Annotated in this window: 18 protein-coding genes and 1 tRNA gene; 12 read left to right on the top strand and 7 right to left on the bottom strand. The window is 38.3% G+C overall.

Annotation, left to right across the window (positions count from 1 at the left end):
• Nucleotides 1-7: 7 nt before the first annotated feature.
• The 6 genes from HMPREF1528_RS05045 to HMPREF1528_RS05020 all read left to right on the top strand — a co-directional run bounded on the left by HMPREF1528_RS05045 (nucleotide 8) and on the right by HMPREF1528_RS05020 (nucleotide 8720).
• Nucleotides 8-337: an FtsL-like putative cell division protein gene (locus HMPREF1528_RS05045; RefSeq protein WP_002671172.1), complete on the top strand. Its 330-nt coding sequence runs from the start codon at nucleotides 8-10 to the stop codon at nucleotides 335-337.
• Between the two features lie 88 nt (nucleotides 338-425).
• The gene (locus HMPREF1528_RS05040) at nucleotides 426-2393 is read left to right on the top strand and encodes a penicillin-binding protein (protein ID WP_016478896.1); all 1968 of its coding nucleotides are present in this window, start codon (nucleotides 426-428) and stop codon (nucleotides 2391-2393) included.
• A 117-nt stretch (nucleotides 2394-2510) separates the two neighbouring features.
• Nucleotides 2511-2831: a DUF6922 domain-containing protein gene (locus tag HMPREF1528_RS05035; protein WP_016478895.1), complete on the top strand. Its 321-nt coding sequence runs from the start codon at nucleotides 2511-2513 to the stop codon at nucleotides 2829-2831.
• Nucleotides 2786-3427, top strand: a complete 642-nt coding sequence (locus tag HMPREF1528_RS05030) for a nucleotidyl transferase AbiEii/AbiGii toxin family protein (RefSeq protein ID WP_016478894.1) — start codon at nucleotides 2786-2788, stop codon at nucleotides 3425-3427. The genes HMPREF1528_RS05035 and HMPREF1528_RS05030 overlap by 46 nt, the downstream gene beginning before the upstream one ends.
• Nucleotides 3428-3473: 46 nt before the next feature.
• A complete protein-coding gene (locus HMPREF1528_RS05025; RefSeq protein ID WP_016478893.1) occupies nucleotides 3474-4934 on the top strand; it encodes a UDP-N-acetylmuramoyl-L-alanyl-D-glutamate--2,6-diaminopimelate ligase in 1461 nt (486 codons plus the stop codon).
• A 342-nt stretch (nucleotides 4935-5276) separates the two neighbouring features.
• Nucleotides 5277-8720, top strand: a complete 3444-nt coding sequence (locus HMPREF1528_RS05020; RefSeq protein ID WP_016478892.1) for a hypothetical protein — start codon at nucleotides 5277-5279, stop codon at nucleotides 8718-8720.
• A gap of 35 nt (nucleotides 8721-8755) precedes the next feature.
• Here HMPREF1528_RS05020 and HMPREF1528_RS05015 read toward each other — a convergent pair whose 3' ends face one another.
• The 5 genes from HMPREF1528_RS05015 to HMPREF1528_RS04995 form a co-directional block, all read right to left on the bottom strand.
• Nucleotides 8756-9148: a hypothetical protein gene (locus tag HMPREF1528_RS05015; RefSeq protein WP_016478891.1), complete on the bottom strand. Its 393-nt coding sequence runs from the start codon at nucleotides 9146-9148 to the stop codon at nucleotides 8756-8758.
• Nucleotides 9149-9160: 12 nt separating this feature from the next.
• Nucleotides 9161-10036: a hypothetical protein gene (locus HMPREF1528_RS05010; protein ID WP_016478890.1), complete on the bottom strand. Its 876-nt coding sequence runs from the start codon at nucleotides 10034-10036 to the stop codon at nucleotides 9161-9163.
• 69 nt (nucleotides 10037-10105) lie between these two features.
• A complete protein-coding gene (locus HMPREF1528_RS12910) occupies nucleotides 10106-11269 on the bottom strand; it encodes a tyrosine-type recombinase/integrase (protein ID WP_016478889.1) in 1164 nt (387 codons plus the stop codon).
• A gap of 114 nt (nucleotides 11270-11383) precedes the next feature.
• Nucleotides 11384-11457, bottom strand: a tRNA-Arg gene (locus tag HMPREF1528_RS05000).
• An 89-nt stretch (nucleotides 11458-11546) separates the two neighbouring features.
• On the bottom strand, nucleotides 11547-12599 hold the full coding sequence (locus HMPREF1528_RS04995; protein ID WP_016478888.1) for a branched-chain amino acid aminotransferase: 1053 nt from the start codon (nucleotides 12597-12599) through the stop codon (nucleotides 11547-11549).
• A 152-nt stretch (nucleotides 12600-12751) separates the two neighbouring features.
• On the opposite strand from HMPREF1528_RS04995, the gene mnmD reads away from it, so the two are divergent.
• On the top strand, nucleotides 12752-13414 hold the full coding sequence (gene mnmD, locus HMPREF1528_RS04990; protein WP_016478887.1) for a tRNA (5-methylaminomethyl-2-thiouridine)(34)-methyltransferase MnmD: 663 nt from the start codon (nucleotides 12752-12754) through the stop codon (nucleotides 13412-13414).
• Here the strand turns inward: mnmD and HMPREF1528_RS04985 are convergent.
• Together HMPREF1528_RS04985 and tsaE are read right to left on the bottom strand one after the other, a co-directional pair.
• A complete protein-coding gene (locus HMPREF1528_RS04985; RefSeq protein WP_016478886.1) occupies nucleotides 13377-14402 on the bottom strand; it encodes an o-succinylbenzoate synthase in 1026 nt (341 codons plus the stop codon). The two genes, mnmD and HMPREF1528_RS04985, sit on opposite strands and share 38 nt — an antisense overlap.
• A gap of 45 nt (nucleotides 14403-14447) precedes the next feature.
• Entirely contained in the window at nucleotides 14448-14912 is a 465-nt protein-coding gene (gene tsaE, locus HMPREF1528_RS04980; RefSeq protein WP_016478885.1) for a tRNA (adenosine(37)-N6)-threonylcarbamoyltransferase complex ATPase subunit type 1 TsaE, read from the bottom strand.
• A 312-nt stretch (nucleotides 14913-15224) separates the two neighbouring features.
• Between tsaE and HMPREF1528_RS04975 the strand changes: the two genes are divergently transcribed.
• The 5 genes from HMPREF1528_RS04975 to HMPREF1528_RS04955 all read left to right on the top strand — a co-directional run bounded on the left by HMPREF1528_RS04975 (nucleotide 15225) and on the right by HMPREF1528_RS04955 (nucleotide 20495).
• Nucleotides 15225-16550 (top strand): anaerobic C4-dicarboxylate transporter family protein, encoded by a 1326-nt coding sequence (locus HMPREF1528_RS04975; protein ID WP_016478884.1) that lies wholly within the window; start codon nucleotides 15225-15227, stop codon nucleotides 16548-16550.
• Nucleotides 16551-16606: 56 nt separating this feature from the next.
• Complete coding sequence (gene ansB, locus HMPREF1528_RS04970) at nucleotides 16607-17665, top strand: L-asparaginase 2 (protein WP_016478883.1); 1059 nt, start codon at nucleotides 16607-16609, stop codon at nucleotides 17663-17665.
• Between the two features lie 68 nt (nucleotides 17666-17733).
• A complete protein-coding gene (locus HMPREF1528_RS04965) occupies nucleotides 17734-18936 on the top strand; it encodes an OprO/OprP family phosphate-selective porin (RefSeq protein WP_016478882.1) in 1203 nt (400 codons plus the stop codon).
• Between the two features lie 6 nt (nucleotides 18937-18942).
• A complete protein-coding gene (locus HMPREF1528_RS04960; protein ID WP_016478881.1) occupies nucleotides 18943-19782 on the top strand; it encodes a helix-turn-helix domain-containing protein in 840 nt (279 codons plus the stop codon).
• 83 nt (nucleotides 19783-19865) lie between these two features.
• Entirely contained in the window at nucleotides 19866-20495 is a 630-nt protein-coding gene (locus HMPREF1528_RS04955) for a DUF417 family protein (RefSeq protein ID WP_016478880.1), read from the top strand.
• Nucleotides 20496-20570: the final 75 nt, after the last annotated feature.

The raw sequence follows: 20570 nt of genomic DNA, 5'->3' as shown, positions 1-20570 counted from the left end.
AAAAAAAATGGGAAAAGCCACTGATGAAATAAAGAATATATTGCGAGGAAAATTTTTGGTAGAAGGTAAAGAAGCTACCCGAAATTGGTTCTTCATAAGCTTCCTTTTTGCTTTGGGAGTTATAATGATAGCTAGCTCGCATATGGTAGACCGCAAAGTACACCAAATAGCTAAGCTCAACGACGAAGTAAATGAGCTCAAGAGTGAATTCGTCGATGTGCGTTCGCGTTTGCAGAAAGTGCGTTTGGAGTCTTCACTTTTAGAACAATTAGAAAGTAAAGGACTCAAACAACCCGAAAAACCACCACAAAAAATAAAGGCAATTGTAGAAGAGTAATCTTTGAGATAATAGATAATACAAGTAGAAAGAAGCATTGGAAAAAAACGATAAAAAGATAACATCGCGCACTTATTTGGTAGCCATTATGATGCTACTGATGATAGGTGTCATTGCGGTAAAGCTCATAAAAATACAAATTGACGGTGATGAGTATCGCGCCAAAGTAGACGAAACTACCTTGAGAGAAGCTGATATTATCCCCAGTCAAGGTAATTTGTATTCTGATGATGGTAGCTTGCTTGCCACTTCGGTAACTCGGTATGATATCCGTTGGGACGGTATTGCGCCTTCCAGAGCTAATTTCAATAGGTATGTAAAACCCCTCAGCGATTCGCTTTCGCGTATGTTTGGAAAACCCAATAGCTATTACTTAAATCTCTTTAAAAAAGAACGTAGCTTAAAGAATCGCTATATGCTCGTAGCCACTAATCTGGGTTATAGCGAGTACTCCCGAATCAAGAAATTTCCCCTCTTCAATAAAGGTCCTTATAAAGGCGGTATCATCGTAGAGCGCAATATAAAACGCGAATATCCATTAGGAGGTATTGCACACCGCAGTATCGGCTATGCCCGTACTGATGAAACAGGCTATACTACCCGTGTAGGTTTGGAAGGTGCTTATGCCAGCTATTTGTTAGGAACCAAAGGTCGACGCGTAGAACAAAAAATAGCACAAGGACAGTGGAAACTTGCCAGTGGTTTTAATATCATCGAACCTAAGGACGGCTACGATGTAGTGTCTACCATCAATATCAATATCCAAGATATCGCTCACCACGCTTTGCTTACACAACTTAAAAAATACAAGGCTCATCACGGTTGTGTGATAGTAATGGAGGTGAATACAGGTGAGATAAAAGCTATTTCTAACTTAGAACTGAATACTAGAAACGATACATATTCTGAGCGTTATAACTTTGCTATTGGTGAAGCACACGAACCTGGTTCAGTCTTCAAACTGATGACAGTAGTAGCCGCTATGGAAGCCCGCAATATCGATACGACTTATGTGGTAGATATCAAGGAAGGAAAACAACAGTATTACGATAAGACCTTTCAAGACTCTCAACATAGGTTTACAGGAAATATAAGTCTGAACAAAGCTTTTTCGGTCTCTTCTAATGTTGGAATGACAGAACTCGTGCATAGCCTCTTTTCAAAATCTCCTTCTGATTTTACTACCAAGCTCATTCAAATGAACCTAAATCAACCCTTAGGTTTACCTATTTTAGGTGAAGGGATTCCCTATATTCCTACACCTCGCGACAAAATATGGAGTGGGGTAACGCTTGAGTCAATGGCAATAGGTTACTCCGTAAAGATTACTCCTTTGCAAAGCTTGGCTTTCTATAATGCAATTGCCAACGGGGGAGTAATGGTCAAACCTCGAATGATAAAAGAAGTAAAGGAATGGAATAAAACAGTAGAGAAGTTTAATGTGGAGATTATCAATGGTAAAATATGTTCTAAACAAACAGCCGACCGTGCCAAGGGACTATTGGCTAATGTAGTAGAACGTTCCTACGGTTCAGGGTATCGTCTCCATTCTCCCGATTTCTCAATGGCAGGTAAAACAGGTACAGCCCGTAAGAACTATGCCAGTGCCGATAAGAGTAAGCTTAGCTATATATCTTCATTTGCAGGCTTCTTTCCTGTCGATAACCCCAAATACTCTTGTATAGTGGTAATTCACGAACCCGATAAGAGTGTAGGTTTCTATGGTGCCGATGTATCAGGACCTGTATTTAAGAGTATTGCTCATAAAATCTATACCAATTCGCTCTTGATGGATACGGTAGAAAATGTAGATAAAATATCAGCCAGTACCACAACAAACTACGAAGATTACTACGCCAAAGCTGCTAAGTACAAAACCATAATGCCCGACCTTAGCGGTATGAACGTAATGGACGCTGTTGCTCTCTTGGAGAATATGGGCTTACGAGTGAAATTCTCAGGTGAAGGTAAAGTAAGCGCACAATCAATTGCCAAAGGTACTAAAGTACCCCGCAATATAGTAGTAGTGTTACAATGTGGCAAATTAGAGAATTAGCCGACGTGCTAATATACTAATTTTACACCCTGCATTCTATTGTACATTTGTACCCTACAAACTCCAACCAGTCCTACTGGTCTGTATTATCCGATTTAAACTAACAACTAAAAAATAATGCTTTTTGATGATTGGAAAGACAAAGACCCTTTAAAAGTTTCTCCTACTTTACTTTGGGACTACGACCTCTCTATCTTTGATTGGGAGAAAGGTAAAGTAATAGTTGTACAACGCATTGTAGAAAGAGGATGGGACAACGATTTTTATGCCGCTATGCAATTGTATGGAGGCTTGGAAGCGTTTATAGAAATAGTAAAACAAGTGCCTTACCTAAACGAAAGGGATATGAATTTCGTTTCAAAGGCATTTCAAATAGATTTAAACGATTTACAATGTTACAAGAACAGACAGTACCGGGAGCAACTTTTGAACTCCTGAAAATCTTGATGAAAGATGAAAAGCTGAATAAATTCTATTTAGCTGGAGGTACTGCTATAGCCCTGTATTTAGGACATCGCACTAGTATTGATTTAGATTTGTTTTCGTTAGAAGATTTTGATAATACTGAATTAGAGTTTTATCTATCTCAGCAATATAACTTTCTTACTGACAATAAGGCTCGCAATACTCTAAAAGGAAGTATAGAAGGAGTTAAAATAGACTTTATTACTTTTAATACTCCTTTGTGTGAACAGATACAAAACATAGGAGGTATAAGGCTATTCAGTTTGCAGGATATTATTGCAATGAAACTCTTAGCTATTGCCGATAATGGTACGCGGTTGAAAGATTTTATTGATATAGCCTATTTGTCGATGCGATTTTCATTTGATGAGATGCTCTCATTTGTAGCTTATAAATTTCCTAATAAAAATCTACAAATATACCGAAAAGCTCTTTTGTTTCATAATGATATTTATTTTGATGTCCCTATTCAACTCACTGAAAAGAAATACCAATGGGGAAAGATAGCAAAACGCCTCGATGAAATGGTTACTTCTCCTAAGAAAGTTTTTGAACATTCGCCTTTGTAAAATGACACTGACAAATAGAAAAATTGGTTAATTACTAATTAACATTATGAACTTAAAAACATTACTTAAAAACATCACTATAAAAACTTCTCTTTATGTGGAAGATAAAGATATCACCTCTGTTTGCTTCGACTCTCGAAAGGTCGAAAAGGGAAGTATGTTTGTTGCCATCACTGGTACTCAGTCTAACGGACACGAATACATAGACCAAGCTATACGCAGTGGCGCTAGTGCCATCGTATGTGAGCAATTACCTCAACAGTCCTTGCCTGGTGTAAGTTATATAGTAGTTCCCAATAGTCATAGTGCTTTAGCCTTGATTGCAGCTAACTTCTATAGCAATCCTTCCGAGAAACTTACCTTAGTAGGCGTAACAGGTACTAACGGAAAGACTACTATTGCAACGTTACTCTACCAATTGTTTAGAAAAGCAGGACAAAAAGCGGGGTTACTCTCCACAGTGGCGGTATACGTAGACGACCAGCGCTTTGAAGCAACTCACACCACCCCCGACCCTCTTCAACTGAATCATTATCTGCACTTAATGGTACAACAAGGGGTGAAATACTGCTTTATGGAAGTGAGCTCTCACGGCATCGACCAGCATCGTACTGAAGGGCTACAGTTCGCAGGAGGTATTTTCACTAACCTCACCCGCGACCACCTCGACTATCACAAAACCTTTGCTGCCTATCGCGATGTGAAAAAGCGTTTCTTTGATGCGTTACCCGCTACCGCTTTTGTTTTAGTAAACAACGATGATAAGAATGGGGCTTTTATGTTACAAAATACCAAAGCTCAAAAGAAAACATACGCACTCAAAACTCACGCAGATTATAAGGCATATATCATTGAGAGTAGATTTGACGGCTTGCTGTTGCGTATCAATCAGCACGAGGTATGGACAAAACTCATAGGTGAGTTTAATGCTTATAACCTTTTGGCGGTATATGCTACAGCTACTCTATTGGGTATTGACGAACTCGAAGCGCTTACTCTTATCAGCGCCATAGAACCTGTGGCAGGGCGCTTTCAGTATGCCGTATCGGCTACGGGAGTGATTACCATAGTGGATTATGCTCATACCCCCGATGCCCTTGAAAACGTTCTGAAAACCATCAACGATATACGCACTCACAACGAGACCCTCACTACCGTAGTGGGCTGTGGAGGCAATCGCGATAAAGGTAAACGCCCTATAATGGCTGATATAGCAACAACCCTCAGCGATAATGTAATCCTCACTTCCGACAATCCTCGAAACGAAGAACCTGAGGCGATTCTTTCCGAAATGCAACAAGGGGTACAGCCACAATACTTTCACAAAGTACAAACCATCACCGACCGTCGTCAGGCAATACAATCCGTTTGCAAGAATGCCAAAAAGGGGGACATCATTCTCATCGCCGGTAAGGGACACGAAACTTACCAAGAAATTAAAGGCGTTAGACACCATTTTGACGACTTTGAAATCGTACGGGAATACTTGGAGCTCTATAAGAAATAAGATTAGGTTTTAAGAGGAAAGTTTTTAAGTATTTACATCATTATAAAAATAAACATTTCCAAGAACTTAAAGCTCTTGGAAATGTTTATTATGCCACTACTTTGTTTTAAGATTTAAATTGTGTATATTTATTTTCCTTATACGACGTTCATTAAAATAAAAAAAGCTCCAACTTTGTTGGAGCTTTTTTCGTGACCTCGACAGGATTCAAACCTGTAACCTTCTGAGGGTATAACTTCAGGGGCTATTTCTGCGGTTTCTTTCTTAGTAGAGAACTATCAAACATTAGGGAAGGTAATTGCGGGACTCATTGCCACATATGGCACATATCGCACCGCTGTATTGGTAAATATTGCTCTCACTAAGGGATGGGCAATTGCTGCCAAAGAGGATGCTATCGCAAAAGGAATTCAGACACTTGCTACAAAAGCAGCAACAGTAGCTACTGGGGCACTTAATGCTGTAATGATGGCAAATCCTTATGTGCTTGTAGCTACTGCTGTGGTAGGTTTAGCAACATCTTATATTCTATTAAGGGATAACACCACAGCAGCCGAAAAGGCTACAAAAGACTACAACGACAAGAAACAACAAACCATTGAAAGTGAAAAAGCTCATAAACAGCACGTCGATGAACTTATTGAAACCGTCAATAACCAAGCTCTTGCAGACACTGAAAGGAGCGAAGCTCTCAATGAGCTTATTAAAACATACCCTAAAATATTTGAAAAATATGATATTGAAACGCTTAAACTTGCTGATATTCTTAAACTCAAAAAGGAAATAGCCAATGAGGATAGCAGACGTTCTGAAATAAACAAAATTAATGGGTATAGAAAAGCTAAAAAGGACTTAGAAGAGTTTAATAAGAACCCGCAAGCATATCTAAAACCATTAAATAACGCTATCAACACTGGTAGAGGAATGGGTTGGTTAAATATGTTTGGATATCAAAGTGTAACTGAAAGAGAGCAACGCGAGTATTTAGAATCAATGCTCAAAAACCACCAAAACGACCTTAAAAAAGGTATCAAAAACACAGCTTTATCTGATTGGAAAAAGAACCTTAAAACCCTACCTGAAAATGAGCTTCAAAAACAACTACAATATCGACAACGTCTCATTGCTGACTTGCAAAAACAAGAAAAAGAGGGTAAAAAATGGGCTTCACACGGAGTGAAGTTTGGTAATGAATGGTATTCCTTCAATAAAGAAGAATTACAAGCACAATCACAAGTATTAAAAGGACAAATAGATAAGTTACACGAACAAACTTACAACTATACTGACCTATCTAAGAAGTACGCCAAAGCTGTTAAAGATGCTGAAAAGGCACTATCGGATATTACCAACAACAAAGCAGGGTATAGAACCGAAAGCGATTATAAAAAAGCCATCTCTGATGCCAAAGAAAAGTTAGAACAAGCAAAAAAAGAGTACAACGACTTCACAGTGAAACCGTCAGGAAGTAGCAAGGCAAGGGCTACTAAAAATACCCTCCCTGATTTCGACACTGAAAAAGCCCAAAGAGACCACAACCGACAAATTCAAGACGACCTTTTTGCTCGTGAAGAGTCGCGTATCAAAATAATGAAAGACGGGGCGGAAAAGCGCCTTGCTATCATTCAATTGGAATACGACAAGCAAGAAGAGGAAATTAGAAGGCGTTCAGAAGACCAGCTAAACGCATTCATCGAAACCGAAAAACAAAAGGCAGAAGCACAAGGCAAATGGAAAAAAGGACAAGCCTTTGATACCAATACTCCTACTATCAATGCCGAAAAAGCACGCCTTGCTGAAAACGAAAAGGTGCTTTTAGCTTCCAATGCAGAGTACCAACGTATTCAGCAAGAACAAGTGTATAAGGACTTATTAGAAAAGTACCAAACCTACACCGACCAACGTAAAGCTATTGAGGAGAAATACAATGCCGATATTACCGCTTTGCAAGCTAAATTAGGCGCAGACGCTCCACAAGTCAAAAAAGCACAAGATGAAAAAGCACGAGAACTCAAAAAGTTGGATATACTCTACAAAAAAGAGGGTACAGCCATTGCTAAACTCTTTGAGAATATGCGCAAAAAGACCATCAAGGAAATACGCCAAACCATAGCAGAGGCAGAAGCTGAAATAGACCGGTTGGCGAGCAACCTTGATATGGGCGATAAGGATAATGTAGAATATATCCAAAGCCTACGCCAGCAACTTGAACAAACAAGAGAGACAGCCGAGCGTAGCGATACCGTTTTTGGCAAACTCGGTACAAACATCAAAAATCTATTCAAAGCCAAACCCAACACCGCCGAATGGCAGGAAGCGTTCAATGGTATGTTGTCGTCGGCACAATCAATCACAGGACAATTTGGACAGTTAGGGCAAGAGTTTGAGCGATTAGGACAAAGTACAGGTAACTCATCATTAGAGAAATTAGGGCGTACTTTACAAAACACAGCAAACTTACTTAATAAAACTCTTTCTTTTGCTCAAATGGGTGCAAGTGTAGGAGGGGGCTGGGGGGCTCTTATTGGTGCTGTTGTAGGTTTAGGAGTAGGAGGTTTAGAGGGGGCTGCAAAAGAGCGTTTAGCTCACGAAAAAAAATTACAAGAAATAGCTCAGTCAAAAATAAACCAACAGAATGAATACAATCGACTACTTTGGGAAGAGAAGATGTTACACAAAGAAAATACATCTATATTCGGCACGGAAGACATCAATAACGCTTTGAGTGATTTAAAAGAATACAACAGACTGTGGAACGATTTAGAGCGCAGGATGGGTTTTAATCTAAAAAAACGTTATGAGGACGCTGGCACAAGTTTCCGTAGTTATGGATATCGGTCACCTAACAGGGAAGGCGATGATTATCTTGGTTTAGAGAATATTAAAATTGCAACAGGTAGTTATACTACAGGAGCTTGGTTTTGGAAAAAATCTCATACTGAATATAATAGTCTACTTTCAGTGTATCCACAACTAATTAATAAAGCGGGGGAATTTGATGTAAACTTAGCTAAAAGCATTGTTAATAACAAGGAGTTTGAAGGAACAGGGAAACAAGCTCTACAAACCATCATACAACAGTATGAACAAGCATTAGAAGCACAAAAAAAGTTTGATGAATATCTTAATAAAACCTTTGGGGAAATGGGGACATCTATAATAGATAGTGTTGTTGATTCGTTAAAAAAAGGAGAAGACGCTTTTGAAAACTTTTCTAAGTCAGTAGGTAACATTATTAGCAAACTCGGTAAGCAGTTGATGTATGAGTTGTTTGTTGCGAAAGATTTTAAGGAATTTCAAAAGAAAATGCACAAAGTAGCAGGAGATGGAAATGTTAGTAGTGAAGAATATGCTAATGCTACTGCGAATCTTATAGCAGAATTTTCCAGTAGGATGAAAGGCAAAATCGGTGAAATGCAACAATTCTTAAAAAATTGGAATGAAATGAGTAGTAATTTAGGTTACGACTTTCTAAAAGAGCAACGTCAAGCAGTAGAGAAAGGTTTTGCAAGAATGTCTCAGGACACTGGTGAGGAGTTAAGCGGGCAGTTTAGATTAATGACGGAGCTACAAAAACAAACAAAAGATGGTGTTATTCAAATATCTGAGCGTACAAGATTCCTTTCTGAAGATTTGAAGAACTTACACGCTATGTCGGCTCAACAGTTAAAACATCTTGCGGGAATTGAAGTAAACACTTTTCAGTTGCACGATATGCGAAAAGACCTTACGGGTGTTAAGACAATATTAAGTGATATGCAGACAAGAGGAATTAAAATGAGATAATAGAAAAGCCCTCAATTAAGAGGGCTTTTCTATTATCAATGCGTAAGTGTAATATCGTTTGTCTTTGGAATAAATAGGATACTACGAAAATTATATAATGTTAGTTTGTCTCGTTTTTCATTAATAATTCCTCTTATTTCAACCCCTAAACTACTTTTTAGTGTTAGATTAGGGTAGCTATATGAAAACTTTCCTTTTTCAGTGCGTGATACCTTTTGAAATTTTCCATTTTCTAATCCTGTTTCTATGACAATTAGTAAATATTCATCGTACGTAAAGGATAGATTAATATATTTTTCTTTATATTCATCTCCTTTGTCTTGTATATATGTCCAAGAAACTTTCAAATCATCAGGAACTATTTTCTCCTCACTTTTCGAACACCCCACAGCGAGCAGGGCAATCAGTAATAATACTATTCTTTTCATTGTATGTTAGTTTTAAAAAAGTTTCTGTTGTTTAGGGATTTGTATATGTTGCTTGTATTTTAAAATCTTATAACTATCCTTAGTAATAAGATGAGTATTAATTTCGCTGTCATAGAATTTAGTAATTTCTAAATCAACAAGCATACAATCCCCTTTTGAAAATTGCTCACCATTATCTATAATCTTAATCATTTCTTCATCTTCCATTTTAGCAGATATTTTTTGATTTTGAAAAACAAAGTCCCATTTTAAATCTTTGGTAAAACTTGGGCGAATGATTAATATTTTCTTATCGGTAAGCACTTCTTTTATAGGCTCTTTTGAGACACCATCTAAATCGTCTAATTTAGTAGCAATAAGAGGAAAATCACTTTGAGATATATAGGTATTCGCATTATTGGAATTAAAACTAAATCCTGAAACATCAGTACTTTTTTCCAATACAGAAAATTGTTTTGCTATACTATCCCTTATACTCTTATTGTTATTAAAGAAATTAAAGACACTGTTTTGTATGACAGTAACATCTCCATTGACATTGGTTACTTCTACACTGTCCCCTTGTGGATTAGTTTTTTGAGGTTTTTCTCCTTTTAAGAATTTGGATAACCCGTACAATCCACACGTAATAGTTATTATATTAGAAGCATAATTAACATTTTGGGAAGAAAAAAGCGACTCTAATAGTTTTTCTACAAGCTCAATATGTATCTCAAAACTACCCTTTTCCAATGCTTTTATTTTTACCTCAATCTTCTTTTCTGTCTGTAAACTTCTATTCACTTCCTGAATGATGTTAGAAGTGTGCATAAGGCAACCTATTAGTGTTTCCACGTCTACTTCGTTCCTTTCGCTATCAAATATTATTTTAAAATCGTTGTCTTTCATTACTCACTTGTATATTTTCAAGGCAAAGATAGTAATAATTTTTCATTTTCAAACTAACAGATATTTTTTCTATATCTGTATCTCCAATTTCTTTAAACGTTCCCGCTCCCTTTTAGCCTTGTTCACTTGGTATATAGCCGTTGTGTTTTGGTTAGTGTGCGAAGCTAAAAGCATAGCCGTATCGCTGTCCAAATTATCAAGCATATAGTGTTTGAGGGCGTAAAAATCAGCTTCAATACCTAATTTATCTTTTACGTGTCGCTTCCAAAATCTTGTAACAATCTCGGTATGACCCATTTTCTTATTAGGAACAAAATCAAGTGCAAAAAGGTAGTCGTTATCGCTTTTACACTTGTTGCATATCTCTTCCCAAAATTCTAATGCAGGGGATAATATCACCTTTGTACATCGTTTGTACTGCCCGCCTTTTTCAAGGAGTATGACGAACTCTTGTCTGTCCAAATCTACATCTTTGCGTTGTAATCTGAAAAGTTCGGTATTACGTGCCCCTGAATATAGGAATATCATCATATACCTATAAAAGTCGGGGTTAATAAATCGCACGTGGTTTTTTACTTTTGTAAGTTCATCAGCGGTAAGTATAGTACGGACTTCTTTAATCACCTTTTTAGGGTATATATCCCTCGTAATGTTACTTTCGCAGCATTCGTACTCTATTAGCTCACGGTATAAGCTGGAGAAGTATATCACAAACCTATTGTAATATTTGTCGGATAGTCGCAACCAGTCCAGCATTCGCTTTAAGTCCACCCTTCGCAAGTCTTTAATTTTAACGGCTTGCAAATCGAGAGCTTCACACGCTTTTTCAAGTCTATTGATAGCGCATTGTATTTCGTATAGGTGCTTTTTAGTACCTACTTTTATTTCCAATGCACGCCTAAAAGCCTCAATAAAGTGCAATTCAGGGTAAAGACCCTCCTTGTGAACGCTCACGTACTTTTTGAGGATAGGATTAAAACCATTGTCAAGTTGCTGGGGAATGTTTTTAAGAAGAAAAGAAATCATCGCTTTTCGTTCCTCTATCGTATTAGGTCTGTTAGCCTTTTTTCGATAGGGAAAGCCCTTAGGGTATTTCTTTTCAAAACGAGGGTCAAAGAAAACGCATTGTACATACCAATCTTTATCCAAGTCTTTTTTAGTAGCTTTTTGCCAGTTGGCAGGGGACACCCATAGTTCGGAGTAGCTACACCCGTCCATTGTTTTTGTAACCATAATGTAATTATTTTTAGATTGACGTTTACCTTGTCGTTTTTGAATAATTACAAATGGGATTACCGTACTAAAAATAAAAGGTAACGCTTTGAGTGGAAGTACGTTACCTCTTAGTGACCTCGACAGGATTCAAACCTGTAACCTTCTGAGCCGTAATCAGATGCGCTATTCAGTTGCGCCACGAGGCCATTGTTGTTCTTGTTTTACGGGTGCAAAGGTACGACCTTTTTTGAAACCTGCAAACTTTTTCACAACTTTTTCACAAATTATTTTCTTCTTACTTTACTTGCACTCTCCAGCCGAAGGGGTCTTCTGCCTTGTTATACTGAATGTTAAGTATAGCTTGCTTGATTTTATCGGTATATAATTCAGCAGGACGATTTACGCTGTAATCTTTGCCTTTATAGCCAAATCCAGATATAGGGCTAATCACAGCTGCTGTTCCACAACCAAACGCTTCTTTCAATTCACCTTTTTCAGCTGCTTCGATAAGTTCGGTTACTTTCACGGGGCGTACTTCGGTTTTGATACCTAATTTTTCGGCTACTGCAATGATACTTTTACGAGTTACCCCATCGAGAATACGTTCACTAGTAGGGCAAGTAACAAGGGTGTCACCAAAACGGAACCATAGGTTCATTGTACCTGCTTCTTCTAAGAATTGGTGTGTAGCATCGTCTGTCCACATCACTTGTTGGTAACCTTCATTGGCAGCTTCTTGGGTAGGGAAAAACTGACCTGCGTAGTTACCTGCTGCTTTAGCAAAACCAAAACCACCATTAGCAGCACGGCTATAATAGTCCGCTATTTTTACTTTTACATCGCCTTTGTAGTAAGCTTGTACAGGGGCAGTAATAATCATAAAGAGGTAGTTTTTAGCAGGAGCCGCTTGCACACCAGCAGTAGTAGCAATCATAAATGGGCGCAAATAGAGGGCATTGCCAAATCCAGGTTTTATCCACTCACTATCAATATCTACAAGAGTACGGAGAGCTTGGTCAAACCATTCTTCAGGAAACTCAGGCATTGCTAATCGTGTGCAGGATTTATTGATACGTTTGTAGTTTTCTTGCGGACGAAATAGAAAAACGTGTCCGTTGTCGTCCTTATAAGCTTTCATTCCCTCAAAAACAGCTTGTCCGTAGTGGAATACGCTTGCCGAAGGCTCAAGGGTTATAGGAGCATAAGGTTTGATGGTTGGGTTTTGCCACTGTCCATCTTTGTATTCGCAGATAAACATATGGTCAGCAAAAGTTTTACCAAAACTCAGTTTTGAAAAGTCTATCTGGTTAATACGACTTTCTTTTACTTTTTCAATCTTTAAATTCATATTGTTTTAGTTTTTGATTTTGTCTAAATTTTTGTCAAAGGTACGAAATATTTTTTAACTTTGTCGCGTAAAACACAAAAATCTTTACCTATATTTTTCAACACACTAACTATTAAACGATTACTTGTTATCTTTTATCTTTCACCTGAATAATGACTCACGAACTTATAAAAACCTCTGATGGCTCTACCAGCTTTTATATTCCGCAGTTACACGAGACCTATCACTCAGTACACGGCGCGCTCCAAGAAACTCAGCACGTGTTTATCAAAAACGGCCTGCAACTATTTGACCACCAAAGTATCTCTATCTTAGAAATAGGATTTGGCACGGGGCTCAATGCTCTAGCTACTTACAAAGAGCACGAATCCTTGCAACTCAACATTCAGTATGAAACAGTAGAAGCTTATCCGCTTTCGTGGGACGAAGCCTCACAGATGAATTTTTCGCAATTGCTGAACGATGTTACACTTACTCCTATCTTTGAACAAATGCATCGCTGTATCTGGAACAAACTCATTACCCTATCACCCTCTTTTAGTTTCAAAAAGCGATTACAACGTTTTGAAACTATTAACGATACCGATACTTTCGACCTTATTTATTTCGATGCTTTTGGGGCGCAAGTGCAACCTGAATTGTGGCAAGAAGCTATTTTCCAACAGATGTACGCCGCTCTCAAAACTGGAGGCTATTTAGTAACCTACGCCGCCAAAGGCAGTGTGCGCCGTGCGATGCAAGCTTGTGGCTTTACGGTCGAGCGATTGCCTGGTCCGCCTATGAAAAGGGAAATGTTACGCGCTCACAAGGATTAAAGCCTAAATGTCCGTTTTCCACATACAAAGGGAAAGGTATATTGTTTGTATACAGCGTTCCCGTGCCTAAGCCTTGGGGCATTGGGTTGCGAAGTGTGTACGTCCATTGTGCAATGGCATTAAGCCCTATATTGCTCTCCAAAGCCGATGTTACCCACCAACCTATACCCAATGTTTCGGCAAGAGTTATCCATTCTTCAGAACCTCGATAGCCTCCTATGAGCGAAGGTTTTAAAATGATATACTGCGGTTGTATATCTCTCAGAAGTCGTTGTTTTTCTTCCCTTGTAAATATCCCTATCAGCTCCTCATCAAGGGCAATGGCCAGAGGTGTTTGCTCACACAGTTCAGCCATTGCTTCCCACTGTCCTGCGCGTATAGGTTGCTCAATAGAGTGTAATTGCAAAGTAGCCAAGCGTTCTAAATATCTCAGAGCTTCATTTGCTTGAAACGCACCATTAGCATCTACCCGTATTTCTATATCGCTTGCTGAAAACTCATTGCGCAAGGCTTTCAAAATACGGTATTCTTCTTCAAAGTCGATCGCTCCTATCTTCATTTTGATACAGCGAAAACCCTGAGCGAGTTTCTCTTTTATCTGCGCTTTCATAAAGTCGGGAGAGCCCATCCAAATGAGTCCATTGATAGGTATAGCGTCTTTTCCCTTCGTAAAGTTCGAAGGAAAGAGCTCGTACCAGTGTGGAGCTGCTACCGACCTAAATGCTTGTTCCACCCCAAATTGTATAGACGGAAAAGTCTTGAGCTCTTCTAATAAAGCCTTTTCTCCCAAGTGTAAGTGTTGTTCTACCCATTGCAATTTAGCCTCATAATCAGGTACGTCATCGGCACTAAGCCCACGAAAGAGGTTGCATTCTCCTATGCCTTTTTTGCCCTCTTGTTCTATTACCAAAAAAAAGGTCTCTTTGGAGGTAAGAACCCCTCTTGATGTCCCCGAAGGACGTTTAAAATTGAGAATGTGTTTAATCATAATTTGGTGCGAGCCGCACGAGCATTTTATCAATTTGCTAATTTTCTAATTGCTAATTACTAATTTTCTATAGTTTTTATCTATTTGTATCAATTCGACTGTGGTATAAGTATCAGGCAAGTATTTTTCAACCTTTTCCGCCCATTCAATAAAACACCAATCGCCCGAATAGAGGTATTCTTCAAAACCAATATCAAAAGCCTCTTCCTCGTTTTTGATACGGTAAAAATCAAAATGGTAAATACGACTATCAGCACCTTCATAAGGGTTCACAAGGCTAAAAGTAGGACTGCTCACATTGTCTGTACTACCTAAGGCACGCACCAAGGCTTTGATGAGTGTTGTTTTGCCAAATCCCATTCCTCCTCTAAAAATCACCACTTTGCAGTGTAAGTGAGGAAGAAGTTTTTTCGCAATAGTATCGATATCGGCTAAAGTGTAGGTAAATTCCATAACGTTATTTTTGAGGGCAAAGGTAGCAAATAATTGCGAATGATCTCCGTTCGACATTGAAAAGAATTTTTAATGTTATATACAAAAATCTTAAAAAATCAAAAAATGGAAATTAACTGAATTATAGAAATTATATTATTTTTAACTATTGTATATCAGGTGTTTATATACCCTTTCTATACCAATCGTCCAAGATTCGTATAAGCTTCCTATAAGCTTCCTATAAGCTAAGTATAAGTTATCTCCTAAATTTAGAAGTTCTTTTTATTTTAAAAAATATTCTTTTTTTCTTTTTTGTTTTCAAAAACTTTCGTATCTTTGACCCAAAATTAGTATTTGCTAATTGTTATTGTCAATTATTCATTGAATATGATATATATAGAATTATTAATCGTGCTCCTCGCTATCTTTCTAGGAGCCAGAGTAGGAGGTATTGGGCTCGGTATCTTCGGTATGATAGGTTTAGGAATTCTGGTCTTTTGTTTCGGACTCAAACCTGGTAATCCGCCTATCGATGTAATGCTTATCATTGTAGCAGTTATTACAGCGGCTGCTACATTGCAAGCAGCGGGAGGTTTAGATTATTTGGTGAAGGTAGCCGAGAAAATTCTGCGTAAAAATCCTGCTATGATTACCTTCTTGGCGCCTGTAGTCTGCTACTTTTTTACTTTGTTTTCAGGTACAGGCCACATTGCCTATTCGCTTTTGCCTATCATCTCCGAAATTGCTACCGATAGCAAGGTACGCCCTGAGCGTCCCCTTTCTATATCGGTAATAGCTTCGCAACAGGCTATTACAGCCAGCCCTATTTCGGCAGCTACAGCCGCTTTACTTTCAGCTGAGCTCTTAGGTAGTAAAGGTATTACGTTAGGCAACATCCTGATGGTGTGTATCCCCGCTACGCTCATAGGGGTAATTGTAGGCGCTATAGCCGTGAGTTTTATGGGCGTTCCTCTCGAAAAAGACCCTGAATACCAACGCCGTTTACGTGAAGGTCTTTTAGAAAAAGAAAGTCATACCGCTTCTCAAATGACCGGTAAAGACCTCCAAAGAGCCAAAACGTCAGTGATTATTTTCCTTATAGGAGTCCTCTCTATCGTACTTTTTGGTTCTATTGATACCTTGCGTCCATCTTTTGAAGTAGGAGGTGAGAAAGTACAAATGGGAATGACCCAACTCATCGAAATTATAATGATGTCTATCGCTGGCTTGATGATTATCTTTGCTCGAGTAGACATCAACAAAGCAGTAAAAGGCTCAGTATTTATTGCAGGTATGCAAGCCGTGATAGCTATTTTTGGGATTGCTTGGATGGGAGATACTTTTTTCAATGGCAATATTGAGTTCTTCAAAATGCACATTGAACAAATAGTTACTCAATATCCTTTCCTCTTTGCAGTAGCCCTTTTTGTAATGTCTGTTCTTTTATTTAGTCAAGCCGCTACGGTACGAACTCTTTATCCGTTAGGGATTGCCTTAGGCATTCACCCAATGGCAATGATAGCAATGTTCCCTGCGGTGAATGGCTATTTCTTTATCCCTAATTATCCTACCGTAGTAGCTGCTATCAATTTCGATAGAACAGGCACCACTCGCATAGGCAAGTACGTGCTGAACCACTCGTTCCAAATTCCTGGTTTTGTAGCTACTATTGTAGCCATTGCAGTAGGTTACCTAATAATTATATTTATGTGAAATATCTAATTTCTAATTCTTAACTTTCCATTTAAAACTAATAACTAAAATTATATATGATGACATTGATGAAAAAAATTGCCCTCTCATTGCTCTTAATGATGACTGTGGCAGTCTTTGCGCAACAAAAGCCAAAGATTCGTATTTTAGCTACTGGCGGTACTATCGCTGGAGTAAGTAAATCGAATACTGAAACCAACTATAAAGCTGGTGAGCTCGGTATTTATCAACTCTTGGAAGCAGTGCCCGAAGTGAAGAATATAGCCAATATAAGTGGTGAACAGATTGTGAAAATCGGTTCACAAGATATGAACGATGAGGTATGGCTCACCCTTGCCAAACGCATCAATCAGCTCTTAAATAAAGAAGGATATGATGGTGTGGTAATCACCCACGGTACCGATACAATGGAAGAAACCGCCTACTTCCTCAACCTTACCATACACAGCAAAAAACCTGTGGTAATGGTAGGAGCAATGCGTCCTGCTACCGGTATGAGTGCCGATGGTCCTCTAAACCTCTATAACGCAGTAGTAACTGCTGCCGATAAAAATGCTATGGGACGTGGAGTAATGGTGTGTATGAATGACATCGTACTTGATGCCAAAGATGTGATTAAAACCAATACCACTGCTGTCGAAACTTTCCAAGGAGCTAACTATGGCAAATTGGCATATATTCACAACGGTAAGGTATTCTTTAATCGCACTCCTGAAAACAAACACACTTATCAATCAGTGTTTAATGTTGATAATTTGAAACAATTGCCTAAAGTAGGTATCGTATATAGTTATTCTAACGTATCCGAATTGCCAATGAAAGCCTTTATGGACGCTAAATTCGATGGCATTGTACACGCAGGAGTAGGTAATGGTAACCTCTATCACACTATCTTCGATTTGGCAGTAAAAGCTAGAGAGCAAGGCATTCAGTTTGTGCGTTCTTCACGCGTACCTACAGGAGCAACAACTCTCGATGCCGAAGTAGATGATGCTAAATATCAATTTGTAGCTGCACAAGCACTCAACCCACAAAAAGCCCGCGTACTACTGATGTTGGCACTCACTAAAACTAAGGATTGGAAACAAATCCAAAAATACTTTAATGAATATTAAGATTTAGTCTTTAGTCGTTAGTACTTAGCTAACGATTAAAGACTAACAATTAACGACTAATTTATACTATGAAAAAAATATTATTGGCAATAAGCCTTCTGGTAGGAGGTGTTGCCACTGCACAACAAGATTTGCAAGACCAAATCAACCAATTGAGGGCAGAAATCGACCAGTTAAAAGCTACTGCTCCTGCGCCTCTACCTATGCCACAAGATGAAGAGGAAAACCCTATTCATAAGAAGTTTAATATGTACTTTAACTTTCAATCGAGCTTTGATCTTGAAAAAGTAAAAGACCAAGATATGACCGCTCAATTCAAAGCGCGCCAATTGCGATTGGAGGTTCGAGGTGATATTACCGACCGTATTTTCTACCGCTTCCGTCATCGTTTGAACAAATCAAATGCAGCAACCTCTTTGGATAATCTCGCCAAAGCTACCGATATGCTCTATGCAGGTTTCCGTTTAGACGATAAATGGACACTTACTGCAGGTAAAATGTGCCAAGCGTGGGGAGGTTTTGAGTTTGACCTAAACCCAATGAACATCTATGAATATTCTGATTTTGTAGACCATATGGATAATTTTATGTTAGGTGCGATGATTACTTATGCACCTAATAAAAATCACGAGTTTAATTTCCAAATTACCGATGTGCGTAATGATAGTTTTGAAAAACTATACGCAGGAAGTAGCTTTGAAGCAAGCAAATCACCACTTACTTATATTTTTAACTGGAATGGTAGTTTCTTTGATAATAAATTGCAAACACGTTGGGGAGCAGGGATTCAGCAAGAGGCTAAAAATATAGCCAATTCGATGGTTATGTTGGGTACTAAGCTAAACTTACCTAAGTTTCAAGTCTTCTTCGATTATATGATGGCTTATGAAAACTTAGACCGTTTGCAATACGCTTCTGTTTATACCACAACAGCCGTAGCTGTTCCTGCTTATTTAGAAGATACATCTTATAATTCTTTTGTAGTAAAAGCCGAATACCAGCCTATTCCACAACTGAATATTTTTGCACAAGGAATGTATGAAATGGCTGATGTGAAAAATAGTAGTCTCCCTTCTGGGGCTTATAATAACAACTATCGTTCTTATGGCTATTATGCAGGGGTTGAATATTTGCCTTTTGAAAAGCAAGATTTGCGTTTCTTCTTGGCTTATATAGGGCGAGCATATGATTATGAACACCAACCGCTTTCTCCTATGTTAGATAAAAATAGAGTAAGTATTGGTTTGATGTACCGTATTAAGGCATTTTAGTAAACAGTGAATATAGCTGTTAGACATATCGCATTACAACAATTCTCCACACCTGTACGTGTGGAGAATTATTGTGTATTTATATTTCGAGGAGAAGGAACTATTGCCGTAGATACGGTGCCCTATTCCTATGAAGGTAATACACTACTTTTTCTATCACCTTATCAATATTTTCAATGGGTAGAAGGCACTGCCAATGATAGCCTACTGTTGGAATTCCACGGTGATTTCTACTGTATTGAGTACCATAAGAAAGAAGTAGCCTGTAACGGACTCCTATTTAACGCTATCTTCTTGCATCCTCATATCAAGGTTACTGATAAACGTTTTGCTGAAATAATAACTCTTTTTGAACGTATAGAAGACGAAAGCAAAACGCCTTCCCTTTATTCAGAATCTGTACTCAAATCATACTTGCAACTTATTTTGGCTTTAGCAAGTAAAGAAAAAAGCCTATTATTAGAGCATACCTCTCTTAAAACTGAACATCATTTGGCTAACGACTTCCAAAAACTCTTAGAAGACCATTTTATTACAGAACGCAACGTGTCCTTTTATGCATCAGCATTATGCCTTACTCCCGATAGTTTTAGCAAGAAAATAAAAACACTTTTAGGAAAAACACCCAATAAACTCATACAAGAACGTGTAGTGCTCGAAGCTAAAAAACTGCTTCATCTTACCTATAAATCTATTAAAGAAGTAGCCTTTGAACTCAACTTTGAAGATGAGTTTTATTTCAGTAGGTTCTTTAAGAAAAATGTAGGTCTCTCACCCAAACACTTCCGAAAAAAGGTAGGAATTTCTATCGTTGCCCAGCCTAAAACGGAAAAGTCTATGAAATAACCTTTTTTATCCATTCGAGATACAAAATAACGCCGTATCTTTGCCCCCGCAAATAAAAAGTTAATTTTAAATATTAAATCACTATGCAAAAATTATTATCATTTTTAGCCGATAGCGAACGTTGCTTTGTAAACTTTATCAGGGTCGCTATCTTTATTGTAATGGCTTGGATTGGTGGTCTTAAAGTGTGCCAGTACGAAGCCGATGGTATTGTTCCCTTTGTAACGAATAGCCCGTTTATGAGTTTCTTCTACAACAATTCAGGCAAAACAGCCATTGATGAGAACGGCGTGACAGGTGAAGCAAACAAAGGTAAAGAAGTATCCCAATACAAGCTACACAAGAATCCTGAAGGGAAGATGGTAAAAGCTAATATTGAATGGCATAAAGAGAACGGTACTTATGTGTTCTCATATGGTTTAGGAGCTTTTATTTGTTTGATAGGGTTGCTTACTTTACTCGGTATTTGGTCGCCTAAAATAGGGGTAATAGGAGGCTTACTCACTTTCGGTATGAGTATAGTTACCCTCTCTTTCCTCATCACGACTCCTGAGGTGTATGTGCCTAACTTAGGTGGAGATATGCCTACGCCTGCTTATGGATTCCCTTATCTATCGGGAGCGGGACGTTTAGTATTGAAAGATATTATTATGTCGGCAGGTGGATTGATAGCAGCCTCAGAAGCTGCTCGCCGATTGCTAAAAAAGAATTAGAATTAGGGAAATATTAATTCTATCATCTAATTATAAGGGCTGTCTACCGCAAGGTAGATAGCCCTTTATATAATA

The organism is Capnocytophaga sp. oral taxon 336 str. F0502 (assembly GCF_000411575.1).
Classification (GTDB): domain Bacteria; phylum Bacteroidota; class Bacteroidia; order Flavobacteriales; family Flavobacteriaceae; genus Capnocytophaga; species Capnocytophaga ochracea.
The sequence above is the reverse complement of the archived record's forward strand: the minus strand, read 5'-3'. Positions and strand labels throughout refer to the sequence as shown.